The sequence below is a fragment of the Acinetobacter tibetensis genome (assembly GCF_023824315.1).
Classification (GTDB): Bacteria; Pseudomonadota; Gammaproteobacteria; order Pseudomonadales; family Moraxellaceae; genus Acinetobacter; species Acinetobacter tibetensis.
Genome location: NZ_CP098732.1, coordinates 2,079,523 through 2,092,490, shown reverse-complemented (window position 1 = coordinate 2,092,490; position 12,968 = coordinate 2,079,523). Strand labels below are relative to the sequence as shown.

The following is a 12,968-nucleotide window of genomic DNA, read 5'->3' as shown; positions in this document are numbered from 1 at the left end:
CTGCACAGCCAAACTGTTGAATATAATAGTTTTGCAATAGTATAGGGCCTATAGCTCAGTCGGTTAGAGCAGCGGACTCATAATCCGTTGGTCCCCAGTTCGAGTCTGGGTGGGCCCACCAAATAAGATAGCCACTTACATGTACTAATTGTGAGTGGTTTTTTATTTTTAGAATTCATGTAAGCACTTGAAATAATTCCTATAAATATAAAAGTATTTGAGACCAAGCTGCTTAAATAATAAAACCCCCTATAAGGAGGTTTTTTACTTGGTTCATATTTTCATAACATATACCACTGTAGGATGACACCATACAGATATAGTGAACCTACAAATAAACAGATTCCTGAGGAAACCAACCAAAAAGTCATAGTATTTTCAGGGAAAATTGGTTTGAGTATAGGAAATGCAAGCGCACGTCCTAAAAACACAGCAGATATTGCAACCAGAACCCATTTTGTAAAGGGAAGGGACTCAATAATTCCAGCTCCCGAAAGGGCGTAAATTGACCAAATCAAAAGTATGATTGCAATCATGGCTGTAATTATTGTCGGTTTAAGCTTTCCTGCCTCAGCCCCACGTGCCATACGCTCACCAGCACCTAGAAAGCGATATGCTGGAGCTCCTATAAATATACATACTAGATGGGCAATCGCTGCAAAAGCACTCAACAATGCACCAATAACAAGAACAAGACTACCAGAAGTAGACATTTTTATACTCCCTACGATTTTTAACTGATTTAAATAACATTTTTATGGATACAGTCATTCTTGTTGGAATGGTAATTTACAGTATTTAAACTTAGCATAAAATTTATGCCATGATGCCCTAGGTGTAGCAAAACTTTTTGAAAACCTGTGTTCAGGATAACGCCTTCTAACTGCGGTTTTTTATTAACTGGAGTAATGTAAATGGCTGGCAGTTTAGATTTTAACTTGAACTTATTAGCCAATACCGCAGGCTTTAATCAAGGAATGGATGGGGTGAAATTTGCGGTAAGCACTATCACTCTAACAATATATTGCTGTCTAGCAGACCATATTTACGTGTCGTGGATGCTCTTGATCCTACCTATACATCAACTTAAGCTTTACGTATTAACGCTAAGATCAATCCGCATGATTTTAAGCACTGAAGAAAAGCTTAAAAACAATGAAGATAGAAACGATGATTTGTTTTCAAACTAAAATAAAAAAAGGCGGATTTTATGCCCGCCTTGTAGTTTCATCTGTTGCAACATCATTGCAAAAGCTATCCCACCAAATCCTAAGTTATCCCGTTTTATCCTATAATTATCTCAATAGTCTGTATTAGCTATATAGTCTCTTCTCAAGATGAGGGAAGATAGATACTGTTGTTGATTTAAGCCTTACACCCAGTATTTATGGTGAGTTTGATATAAATCATATGCTTGGGTTGGTGTGTCATCTTTCAGAAGAATACCATCAGGCAGTACAGTGTTTAATAACGTCAGAAATGACATTAAAAAAGGAAACCCTACATGAGCGTTTCCTTTTCATTCCACTGATTGTGGGGTTCGGTACTGAAAATATTGCATCACATCAGCCACTTGTCTTTAGGGCCATTATCTACATATTCCCAAAATTGATGCACTCCATTATCGTGAAATTTGAGGGTAAAGGGTTTATCGGTGACCAGTTCGGTTACACAATTTTGATATGAAACAACAACTTTCGCAAAAATTTCATGATCATTATTTTGATAAAAGTTTATTGTTGGGCTTAGGTTTTCTAGGAAATAACAGTTCTCTGGCAAAAATACCATTTGCTTTGCAGTATCTATCGCTTCATGGCGATCTTTGTCAGAAAAGAACACATCGAAATTCATGAGCTTTGAGCCTCTTTTTCTTATTCCTTTCTTTATTTTAGAAGCATATGAAATAAATGCAAAGTAAATCACATTAAATTAATATAATGATACATTAATCTTATTAATATGGTTTAAGTTTAAATGAGACACATTTTTGAGGGTAAAGTTATAATTAATAAACTTTATTTTTCAGTTCGTTTTTCTTTATAAAACAGTGATGTATTTATCTTTAAATTATCATATGTTGATAAAAATCAACATATGTGTTAAAATTTGAGCTGATTTAGGCAGTTCGAGGTTGTTATGATCTTTTTTGAAGGAGAACAAGTTTTCCCTGATCAAGCAAATAACTTTAAAACTTTCTTAAAAAAATATCTTAGTGAACAAGATGGCGAATACTTATTAGAAGAAAAATCTTTTGTTTATGATGCTGAAAATGATGAATTTCTTGAATCCGATATTCAGGCATTCTATTCACTCTGGTCTGCAATGTTAGACTAGTAAAAACCGCCTTTCAGGCGGTTTTTTATTGGGACTATAAAGCGTGATATGAATTAGCAGCAGTAAAATCTTAAAATTGTGAATCTTTTTTGGGGTTATAACGCACCAAATTGTTGCCAAGTCTCACCGTTATGTAAAGAGTCATAATAATTTTGCAGTTCTACTAAATCATAATATTGGCTATAAGCTACGAGCAGTAAACTGATGATCAGTCCGATTTTAAGACATGCAAGTCTGTTCGAATTTCTATATAAATTATCTAGTCCAAAGGCAGTTAAAATTAAAGCAGGAATCAGCACAATCGCTTTTAAATGGTTCAGAAAGTCCAGCCCATGTGTATACAATAGCCCAATAATCAGTAGTACAAGCCCTAAACTGGCATAGATACGGCTGTCGAGAGAAGTGCGTAAAGCAAAAATACATTGAAGCGTTAAAATAAAACTGGCAAATAAATAAAAAGTAGTTCCGCCAATGATGACCGTATAAATTGCATTGAGTACGCAATACGCCAATATAAGAAAGATGATTAAAAAGTAAATGAGCGTATAAAGTCGATGGGTCAATTCGGTTGTTTTTGCCATAAAAATCAATCCTTATCTTAACTCATTACGCATAAAATAAGCATAGGCATATTCTCTGTAAGCTTCTATTTTTCTGTTGTAAGTATTGTATGTTTCTCATGACTTAATGGTGTTTTTAGTAAATGTCTGGTGAAAAAGAAGCTGATTAAACAGAAGCTTAAACAAATACTTCCACCAATAAATAGGGTAGGAGTAACCGATAAATATCGAGTTGTAAGGCTACTTTGTAATGCTCCCAATTGATTTCCAGAGGTCACCAATATGCCATTTAGGGCGGCAACGCGTCCAAAGAGTTGTTTCGGTGGAAGCAATTGTAATAAATGTTGGCGTATAACCATACCAATACTGTCTAAAGCACCAATCAGCACCAATAAAATGAAGGAAAGCCAGAGTAATTTTGAGAGAGCAAATAACAGTGTCAACATTGCTATCCCTGTACAGATGAGCAACATATTGCGTAAAGCATTTTGTGTGGGAGAAAAATGCAGCAGGACGAACATCATGATGCAGATGCCTAGAGCAGGTGCCGCTCTTAATAAGCTTAAACCCTCAGCACCAAGCTGTAGGATGTCTTGAGTAATAATTGGCAGTAACACAACAATGCTGCAAAATAATGCCGTAATGAGATCAAGCAATATACTCCAAAATAACACGCGTTGTTGCAGCATAAAGTGAAATGCTTCTTTTAAACTACGATGAATTTTTGTTTCAAATGTCGTTGGGAAGGTACGTTTTGACAGTTGTAAAAGGCTTACACTTCCTAAACAGCAAAAGACAAACACGACCATAAGTGTGAGCTTTAGTCCAAACTGACTCAGTAAAAGTCCCGCACACAGTGGTGCTATGATTGCCCCGAACTGCCATATACTGCTTGTCCAAGTAGCAGCGTTTGCCTGTGCATCAGTTGAAATTAAAAAAGGCCGTAATGAATTAAAGGCGGGGCTGTAAATTCCACGTATAACCCCTAAGCAAAAAATTAACAAATAGATGCTCCACAAAAGAAAATCTTGCGTAATTTGTTGCTTTTCATAACCATTAAAAAGAACACTAAACAGTAGTGGGATCGTACAACTCCAACAAAAACTGGATTGTAAAATTTTCTGACGGTTATAGCGGTCTGCCCAATGACCACCAATAAAAGAAAAACCAATAAATGGAATTAGTTCTACAACAGCGATTAAACCTAAACTTAGAGGGTCTTGTGTAATTTGATAGAGTGCATAACTGATGGCAATTTCTTGCATGACAATGGCAAGAACCAGACAGAATTGATTGATACTGAGCAAGGAAAAATCGCGCGAACGAAATGCAGCAAATGCATCGGAGCGTAAAAAAGGCATAAATCAAATTTGTAATGATGATAAGGCCAAAAGGATGAACCGAAGTCCATCCTTTTGTATTTTAGAAAGGCTTATTGTGCTTTTGCTACAGCAGCGGTTTCGTCATTCGCAGCTTTTGCCATAGGTGTGTATTTCAAACCTAGGGTCGTGCTGGTGTACTGGCGAACTTGGTCAAGAAGGACAGGATTGGTACTGAGTTCTTGTTGGTACGATTTTACAATCTCATGTAATTTCGGGTTCCATTCGCCTTGCACTTGTTGTGGGAACGCTTTTTCAAGCAAACTCAACATAATATAAGGTGAAGTTGATGCACCTGGTGAGGCACCCAGCAATGCGGTTACAGCACCATCTTTCGACGCAAAAATTTCTGTACCAAATTGCAGACTTGCAGGTTTCCCTGATTCTTTCTTAATGATTTGAACACGTTGACCACCTTGATTCAAATGCCAGTCTTCTGGTTTTGCATCAGGATAGTATTTTTTCAACTCATTAAAACGATCTTCATCAGACATCATGACCTGACTGACTAAGTATTTGACCAAATCAAGGTTTTCCATGCCTACAGCAGTCATTGGTAATACATTGTTTTTCGTGGTCGATTTTAATAAATCAAGCTGAGAACCTTGCTTTAAGAATTTATTCGAATAGGTCGCAAATGGCCCAAAGAGCACATATTTTTTACCATCAATATAACGGGTATCAATATGTGGAACAGACATCGGTGGAGCACCTAATTCGGCACGACCATAGACCTTGGCGGTATGACCTGCGGTGACTTTAGGATTGTCTGTCATTAAGAACACGCCACCTACAGGGAAGCCAGCGTATTGTTTTGCTTCAGGAAGCCCTGTCATTTGCAAGAGTTTAACTGCTGCACCACCTGCGCCAATAAACACAAAACGAGTTTTGACATGATTGGTTGCACCTGTTTTCAAATTCTTGAAAGATACAGTCCAAGTTTTGTCATCATTTTGGCTAATGCCAGTCACTTCAGTAGATGTTTGTAGTTGGAAGTTAGGTTGCTTTTTAAGGTGATCGACCAATTGTGTGGTGATTGAACCATAGTTCACATCCGAACCCACATCCATGCGTGTTGCAGCTACTTTTTGTGTTGCATCACGACCATTCATCACCAAAGGTGCCCATTGTTTAATTTCGGCAGGGTTCTCAGAGAACTTCATGCCGTAGAACATTGGGTTTTTAACCATAGCAGCATAACGTTTTTCTAGGAAATTGACGTTGTCACCCCATACAAATGCAATATGAGGAACAGGATTAATAAAGCTAGTTGGTTTGCCTAAAACACCTTGCTTGACTTGATATGACCAGAATTGTTTTGCGACTTCAAACTGTTCAGCAACTTTTACAGCTTTGGTAATGTCCATCTTGCCGTCTTTTTCTGACGTATAGTTCATTTCCATAAAGCCAGAGTGACCAGTCCCCGCATTATTAAAGCCATTCGAGCTTTCTTGGGCAACTTGATCAAGTCGTTCGTACATGCGAATTTGCCAGTTTGGTTCAAGTTCGGTCAGATAAGTACCTAAGGTGGTGCTCATAATTCCGCCACCAACCAAAACAGCATCAACCACAGGTTCATTATTTGAGGTTTGAATTTTTTTAGACACAGTTGGTCGGAATAAAAAAATCAATACTGCAAGCAAAAGTAGTACGACAAATACCGCGAGGTATTTTAAAAAAGTTTTCATGCGATTTAGACCTTGGGAGCAGGTGTTGGCATCGCTTTAGAGCGAATAGAGAGTAAAAACGAAAAAATAAAAAAGAGGTTGACGGAAATGGTGGCAAACTAAAAGTTCAGAAGAGAGGGAGTGAAATACATGAATCCTTATAACTAAGAAAAAATGTACCTTTTAGTTCAACCACACATTTCCAATCGGTTGCCATTTTAGACGAAATAAGTATTGACTCAGTAATTTTTATTATAAATGTCGATATAATATGTATAAATTTGAGTGATGGTTGATTTATTTTTTATGAATTTCAGTGATTTAGGTAAAATTTATTTCTTCTATAAATCAATAGACTAGAGTTTTTTTGTTGATTTACCCCGATTTTTTACTATCAGTACAGCATAATACCCGTCATAAGATAATGCAGAAGTAGTGAACAAGTGAAATAATGAAAACATATTCAAAATATATCTAATTATAATACCTAATAAATATAAGGGAATAATAAGACCACATTAATGGTTCTCAATAATGAGGTTTGGTTGATATTCAGTGAATTAGACGATGCAGTTCCAAGTGCTTGGGAATCGGGTGCAATGGATCGTACTAAAGCCTGCCAACTACGAATTTGAGCCGCAATTTTTTCAGTCATCATTGGAGGTGGCATTAATGTTACCTGTGATAATGAACGGCATAATCGCAGCAATGACCCTTCGTAAGCTTAACTTCTCATCTATGTGTCCTTGCCGATCTAACACAGACATTGCAGCTTTAGTCATTTTACAATGACAGAATGGATGGTATCCGTCCCAACATATTGTGAGTGCGGCAACTGGGTAAGCGGTTCTATGACCGTTTTGAAATTTATTTGTGCAACGTCTTTGTTGGCTATACCAAAAGATTAATTTTGTGCTGGATTGTTCTGTCCCCATGACCTTCTTACAGATCAATCGAATCAGTCTGGGAGATTGTCCTTTATTTCCAGACCCTCAAGAGTAATTAGGAGAAACCATGTTGACCTCATATTTACATGCATTTGCTTTGTTTTTCTCATTGCTGAATCCATTTTTAATGAGTATTTACATGATTGGCATGATTCGGAACTCCGAAGCGAAAGTGTTTAATAAGGCTTTGATTCAGGGGTGTCTGATTGCCTTTGTAGTATTTATGCTGTTTGCATGGGGTGGAGAAGCTATTTTTAGTAAATATTTAAATGTGCGCTTTGAAGCCTTTCAAATTTTTGGTGGTCTGATCTTCTTGGTGATTGGCTATCGCTACGTGTTTCAGGGAGCGGATACCATTGGTGAAATGCGTGGTGCACCTGAGCATTTGGCAGGAACCATTGCCATGCCTTTTATGATTGGGCCAGGAACCATTAGTGCTGCTGTGGTGACGGGCATGTCGCTGCCAATTGGAGGCGCAGCCATGATTATTTTCTTAACTTTAACGCTGACCTGTGTGTTGATGATCTTAATGAAATTTGCCCATGATCATTTGCGCTATAAGCATGCCAAATATATAGACCGTTATGTCGATATTGTTGGGCGGTTGTCAGCATTACTGATTGGAACCATTGCGGTGGATATGATTATTAACGGCGTTATTGGTGTGATGGCTGAAATGTAATCTCAAGGTGAATCAACTAAAAAACCGAACATATAAAGTCCGGTTTTTTAGTTTAGAAGAGAAGGTTGAGTTAGAGACTAAACCTTCTAAGTTCAATTAAGATGCGAATCTTTCGATAATTTTATCTAACGTCTTATCATTTTGACCGCGATATACATCAGGTAAAACACATGAAAGTTTTGCAAGAATATGTGCTTGCGCACCTAGAATAATCATAAATTAAGAAGACAAAATACCTTCATAGATCTCTTTACAGGCTTTATCTACTGGCATATCCATGTATTTCTCATCTCAATATCCTGATTTGGACACCTTAAAAGTGTGAAGTGTTAAACCACTTCATCTTTAAGTAGAACATCACCAAATTGTGTACGTAATGTAGCTTTTACAATTTTACCTGTACCATTTATTGGAAGTGCATCAACAAAAATTACAGCATCAGGAATTTGCCAATGAGCAATCTTGTTTTCAAAGTAAGCAAGTGCTTCTTCTTCAGTTAGGTTCGAGTTTTCTTGTTTCACTGCAATCAGGATTGGACGTTCATCCCATTTTGGATGACGGGCTGCAATCGCTGCCGCCATACGAATTTCAGGATGACCAACCGCAATATTTTCAATTTCAACTGAAGAAATCCATTCGCCACCTGATTTGATTAAATCTTTTGCACGGTCACAAATACTCATATAACCATCCGCATTAATCGTTGCAATGTCACCCGTATCGAACCAGCCATCAGCCGTTGTCGCACTTTTCTCTTGGTTAAAGTAGTTTTCAACAATCCATGGACCACGAATTTGTAAATTACCTTGTGTGCGACCATCATTTGGCAAAGCCGTTAGGTTGTCACCATCAACTATACGTAATTCGACACCGAATGGTGGGCGACCTTGAGTTAAACGTAATTTTTCGAATTCTTCTTCACTTAAGGCTAAATGCTTTGCTTTTGGTTGGTTCGCTGTACCCAATGGGCTCGTTTCTGACATTCCCCAAGCATGAATAGTGTCACAAGCATAGTCGTTTTTGAAATCACGGATAATTGAAGGAGGGCATGCTGCACCCCCCACGACATTACGCGCCATGCTTTCTAACTTGGTGCCGCGTTTTTTCGCAGCAGCAAGTAGACCTTGCCAGATGGTAGGTACACCTAAAGCCACGGTGACTTTATAATCATCAATTAAGCTAACAAGGCTATCACCATCTAGATTCGGCCCCGGAAGTACAATTGTACAGCCAACCATTGCAGCTGCATAAGGTACGCCCCATGCATTGACATGGAACATAGGGACTACAGGCATCACAATATCTTTTGCAGACAAGTTAAGTGAGTCTGGTAAGCTAATAGACATAGTGTGCAATAGCGTAGAACGATGGCTATACAATACGCCTTTAGGGTTGCCCGTTGTACCTGAGGTGTAGCATAAAGAACTTGGAGTTTCTTCGCTAAATTGTGGCCAGTTAAATTCGACAGATTGATGTTGAATCAGTTCGTCATAGAAAAGGACATTTGGAAGAGCAGTTAAAACTTTTTCATCGCGCGAGCCGTAGCAGATAAAATGTTCAACCGTTGGCACTTTATCTTGGATTGCTGCAATTAAAGGTAAAAATGTCGAATCAAAGAAAATCGCTTTATCTTGAGCATCATTTATAATGAAAACCAATTGCTCTGGAAACAAACGCGGGTTAATGGTATGGCAAACATAACCACTCCCTGAAATGGCATACCAAGATTCTAAGTGACGATGGTTATTCCACGCGATAGTTGCAAGACGGTCTCCCATTTCAAGACCAAAAGTTGTTAAAGCATTTGCTAATCGTTTTGTATTTTTTTGAACTTGTAACCAGTTTGTTGTTGTAATTTGACCATTTACTTCACGTGAAATAATAGAAGTATCTGCATGATATTTTGCTGCATGTTCAATGAGGTTACTAATCAGTAAAGATTGATGCATCATTTTTCCAAACATTTTTTTTTCATCCTTGTTTACTATTTTTAATTAATAATAAGAACCCTTAGCAGGTGCTAAAGATTCTTATGAACTTATTTTTGAATGAAGTCAACAGTGGACCTTAGGCTCACATAATCATGTGGTTTTTGAATCGCTTATAGAAAATGTTGTTCATATTTAAATGATTCATATAAGCGAGTATTAGGCCACATTATTGATTGGTATAATAAAAAAATACACTGAAAACCATTTAAAAAAATGACTATGCATCCATTTTTAATTTGTATCTAGAATCCATGAGTGGTGAAAAAGCATGGATTCTAGCTTGTATGTCGTTATGGTTTATAGAGTCCAAGTTGGACGAGATGCAACCGAAGAATACGTCTTAACTCTAACACGGCTTCAGGCGTTTCTTGAATTGAATGACCACCTCGAATAATTTTTTCAGAGACAGCGCCCTCTAGGTGAGCACTTTTATAAGGCACGATGCCATCAGTAATGAGGTTTGGATCATCACTTTTGGTGTCATTCCCCATAATTGAATGAAATAACAATCCTTTACGCGGTCGAATATCCGAAGTGATGCTCATAAACTTGGATTTATGACTTAAGTCACTTGGACCATTCTGAATGAGCCCTTGGTCAATTTGTTTGGCTAAATCTGAGAAATCTAAATCTTGGCTTTGTAAGGTGTCACCCACCGCAGTTAAAAATGCACCTGGAAGTTTAATAATTTTACGTGCAGCGCGAGTAAACCACAGGTCGGCATAAGCTGTGCCGTGGTGTGGCGCAGAAATAAAGATAGCACGGCCAAAATTAGGAATATCTTGTATTTGCATGCGCTGTGCAACAATCGGGACTTTTTTATATTTACTGAGTTGTCGGTTGCTCATCATCGACAGTGCTTTTTGGGTGACATCAGCATCACTGACCAACAGACGGGTAATAATTCCTCCCATACTATGTCCAATGAGTACGGCATCATTTTTTGCGGAAGCATTTGCATTGACTTGTGCAAAACTCTGTTTAAGGAGTGCGTAAATCTGAAAGCGACTTTCTATAATCGGCATATTAGTCGAATAGAACACTTGCCAGACTTGGTAATTTTCTCTTAAAACCTTATCTCCCATAATGTCATTGGTTAGACGAATCCAAGCTTCTGGACTGCTGGCTAAACCATGAACCAAGACAATCACTTTTTTATTTGGATTGTAAGGTTCCAACATATATAAATGTGGCATGGTTAAACGGTTTTCACGATCAATTAGGGTTAGATAAGCCGCTTTACCCAAGTTATTTTGGGCTAACCATAAACCGTATGGGGTCGAGAAGTTAGCGGCTAAAGGATATTTACGTCCTGCAAGCTGAATAGATTCATATTGATACGGGTCATAGGCACGAATCACAAATTCAGGTTTGGTTAAAATATCATTGACTGAGGTGGCTGCTTTAGGTTCGGCGGTAAATGTTGCTGCCAAGTAGCGCGCTTTATGAATATTTGGATTGATTCCACTTTCATAAGAAAAATGTAAAGGGTCAAGAATGTATTGATTGGACTCTTTTTGCTGTTGATTGGCATTTGGGAGTACAACCACAAATTCAGAACCAAAACCATCACGACGGTTAATCGAGCGCAGACCTGAAAAATTTAGATTATAACTCGACATGAGTTGTTCAATTTTCTGATCTTTCAGTAAGGGATAATTACTAAAATCAATATCATAAATACTCTGACCAACTTTAATTTGACGCGGAACTTCTTTTTCAGGGTAACGAAGACTATAAGCATTAGAAAGTTTTGCAATTGCTAAGTTATAGAAATCTCGTATTTGTACTTGTCGGTTATCAAAAATTCGATCTTCAGGGCCACGTTGGGTTTTGAACATGTAGGCATAGCTATAGCGAATACTTTTATCCAACATGCCTAATTCTTGGTCTAAGCACTGATTATAAATTTCTTGCTGGATTTTCTGTTTTTCTTCAGATTTATGGCTGGTCAGTAATCCAATTTTACAGTCTGAAGAACCTTCTAACGCCAGTGCCCGTGCCAGATACAGTTCACTGGCTGCGGAATATAATTGTTCATCCGGAATTTGTGGAATTTGCTGTAATTCCTGAACGCATTGAGTGGGATGTGCTGTACAGACTTTAGCCTCACGCCCTGTCATGGATAAAACATTTAGACTCGCTTCACTCAGCTTATCACGTGTCAGAATACTTTCACGTTCATTGGTGATGGTGACTTTTACAGCTTGATTTTTGACAGTAACAACTTGGCAACCCGAAAGTAGAGTGGCGACCAGTACAGAAAGCAGGGCAATATGGCTAAAGTTCTTTGGCATAGGCAGATCTTAACTTTCATTTTGTTTATTTTTTTAAATCATACGATAATTGTCAGCTTTTTCAATGCACAGAAAAAAAATAGACCGTACTGGACGGTCTATTTGATGCAGTGAATGAGATTAAGATGCTTTCGGGGGAGTATTTAATACTTGCCAAACATTCCAACGCCCTTGTGTTTCAATTTCGCTAATTAAACGATCAGCAACAGCGGCTTCTTGCGGATATTTGAGTTTGTAGTTTTTTAGAATTTGGATGGCACTTTTCTTTTGTTCCAGTGCAATGTAGTTATTGGCAGCGGACAAATAAGCTTCCTGAACACCTGCTTTCATGGCTTTGTCTAAATATGGAATAGCTTCGCGTTGACCACCGCCTTCAGATAAACCAAATCCAAACCAAAAGTTGGCTTCAGCATCATCTTGATTAATCTTTAAGATGCGCTGTGCATAAGTTAAAGATTTAGTGGTATACACAGAGCCTAAGTCAAGATTACGTGCCATAACACTGGCTTTGAATGCACGCACTAAAATGTCGAAAGAGGCATCATCGCGGACAGCAAGCGTATCCAATTCTTGCGTGACTTGTTTTAATTTTGCTTCGAAACCTTTACGTTCTTTGCGTTCTGTAAAACGTGGTGGGTAGTGGCGTGCTTTGCCTTCCACTAACTGTAAAAAGTCATCAATATCCGTGATATCAATTTCATTTTCACCTGCCAAAACGGCATATTTCATCGTGCGTTGATTGTTATTAATCGTAGGAATGATCAAACGATTTGTTTCTAGCGTAATTTTTTCATTTGGATTGGCTGAATTTGTTACCACCATTTTTGTTACTGGCTGGGCAGCAGCTTGCTTCAATGCCAATTCAAATGGAGGCGGTGCGGCATAGTCAAATGGGTTCAGGGCATAAAATGGGGGAGTTGTATCAGGTTCTGTGAAAATAATCGGTTCTTTAGAGTTCTTATCTTTGGTTGGGGTTATGCTACACGCCGTTAGAAATGATGCGGCAATTAATGCGATTGCCAGAGGCTTTAACGTCATAGTATTCATCCATTCTTTCTTTTAAAAGTAATAAAAAATTTGCATGTTCGTCAGTCTAAGAAAACTCTGGCGA

13 protein-coding genes, 1 tRNA gene and 1 pseudogene are annotated in these 12,968 nt (G+C 38.0%); 5 read left to right on the top strand and 10 right to left on the bottom strand.

Going from position 1 to position 12,968, the window contains the following annotated elements; all coding sequences use genetic code 11:
* The first annotated feature begins 44 nt into the window (after window positions 1-44).
* Window positions 45-121: transfer RNA gene (locus tag M5E07_RS10310), tRNA-Ile, on the top strand.
* A 160-nt stretch (window positions 122-281) separates the two neighbouring features.
* Here M5E07_RS10310 and M5E07_RS10305 read toward each other — a convergent pair.
* The gene (locus M5E07_RS10305) at window positions 282-713 is read right to left on the bottom strand and encodes a hypothetical protein (protein WP_252219018.1); all 432 of its coding nucleotides are present in this window, start codon (window positions 711-713) and stop codon (window positions 282-284) included.
* A gap of 201 nt (window positions 714-914) precedes the next feature.
* On the opposite strand from M5E07_RS10305, the gene M5E07_RS10300 reads away from it, so the two are divergent.
* The gene (locus tag M5E07_RS10300) at window positions 915-1,190 is read left to right on the top strand and encodes a hypothetical protein (RefSeq protein WP_252219016.1); all 276 of its coding nucleotides are present in this window, start codon (window positions 915-917) and stop codon (window positions 1,188-1,190) included.
* A 370-nt stretch (window positions 1,191-1,560) separates the two neighbouring features.
* On the opposite strand, the gene M5E07_RS10295 is transcribed toward M5E07_RS10300, so the two are convergent.
* Entirely contained in the window at window positions 1,561-1,851 is a 291-nt protein-coding gene (locus M5E07_RS10295) for a hypothetical protein (protein ID WP_252219014.1), read from the bottom strand.
* Window positions 1,852-2,136: 285 nt separating this feature from the next.
* On the opposite strand from M5E07_RS10295, the gene M5E07_RS10290 reads away from it, so the two are divergent.
* On the top strand, window positions 2,137-2,334 hold the full coding sequence (locus M5E07_RS10290; RefSeq protein ID WP_116758850.1) for a hypothetical protein: 198 nt from the start codon (window positions 2,137-2,139) through the stop codon (window positions 2,332-2,334).
* 95 nt (window positions 2,335-2,429) lie between these two features.
* Here M5E07_RS10290 and M5E07_RS10285 read toward each other — a convergent pair whose 3' ends face one another.
* From M5E07_RS10285 to M5E07_RS16365, 5 genes are all read right to left on the bottom strand, one after another.
* Window positions 2,430-2,915, bottom strand: coding sequence for a hypothetical protein (locus M5E07_RS10285; RefSeq protein ID WP_252219012.1), 486 nt, complete (start codon window positions 2,913-2,915; stop codon window positions 2,430-2,432).
* A gap of 65 nt (window positions 2,916-2,980) precedes the next feature.
* On the bottom strand, window positions 2,981-4,255 hold the full coding sequence (locus tag M5E07_RS10280) for an MFS transporter (protein ID WP_252219009.1): 1,275 nt from the start codon (window positions 4,253-4,255) through the stop codon (window positions 2,981-2,983).
* A 71-nt stretch (window positions 4,256-4,326) separates the two neighbouring features.
* A complete protein-coding gene (gene mqo / locus M5E07_RS10275) occupies window positions 4,327-5,961 on the bottom strand; it encodes a malate dehydrogenase (quinone) (RefSeq protein ID WP_252219006.1) in 1,635 nt (544 codons plus the stop codon).
* A 466-nt stretch (window positions 5,962-6,427) separates the two neighbouring features.
* On the bottom strand, window positions 6,428-6,610 hold the full coding sequence (locus M5E07_RS10270; RefSeq protein ID WP_252219003.1) for a hypothetical protein: 183 nt from the start codon (window positions 6,608-6,610) through the stop codon (window positions 6,428-6,430).
* Window positions 6,588-6,707 (bottom strand): hypothetical protein, encoded by a 120-nt coding sequence (locus M5E07_RS16365; RefSeq protein ID WP_350464062.1) that lies wholly within the window; start codon window positions 6,705-6,707, stop codon window positions 6,588-6,590. The genes M5E07_RS10270 and M5E07_RS16365 overlap by 23 nt, the downstream gene beginning before the upstream one ends.
* A 71-nt stretch (window positions 6,708-6,778) precedes the next feature.
* Here M5E07_RS16365 and M5E07_RS16405 point away from each other — a divergent pair.
* Window positions 6,779-6,942: pseudogene (locus M5E07_RS16405) on the top strand (hypothetical protein); the annotation flags it as partial.
* 12 nt (window positions 6,943-6,954) lie between these two features.
* The gene (locus M5E07_RS10265; protein WP_252219000.1) at window positions 6,955-7,569 is read left to right on the top strand and encodes a MarC family protein; all 615 of its coding nucleotides are present in this window, start codon (window positions 6,955-6,957) and stop codon (window positions 7,567-7,569) included.
* Between the two features lie 329 nt (window positions 7,570-7,898).
* On the opposite strand, the gene M5E07_RS10260 is transcribed toward M5E07_RS10265, so the two are convergent.
* From M5E07_RS10260 to M5E07_RS10250, 3 genes are all read right to left on the bottom strand, one after another.
* Window positions 7,899-9,533, bottom strand: coding sequence for a long-chain fatty acid--CoA ligase (locus M5E07_RS10260; protein ID WP_252218997.1), 1,635 nt, complete (start codon window positions 9,531-9,533; stop codon window positions 7,899-7,901).
* A 317-nt stretch (window positions 9,534-9,850) separates the two neighbouring features.
* Window positions 9,851-11,857 carry an esterase/lipase family protein gene (locus M5E07_RS10255; RefSeq protein WP_252218994.1) on the bottom strand — a complete coding sequence of 669 codons (2,007 nt, stop codon included), beginning with the start codon at window positions 11,855-11,857 and terminating at the stop codon, window positions 9,851-9,853.
* 120 nt (window positions 11,858-11,977) lie between these two features.
* A complete protein-coding gene (locus M5E07_RS10250; protein WP_116758858.1) occupies window positions 11,978-12,895 on the bottom strand; it encodes an ABUW_2363 family tetratricopeptide repeat lipoprotein in 918 nt (305 codons plus the stop codon).
* Between the last annotated feature and the right edge of the window lie 73 nt (window positions 12,896-12,968).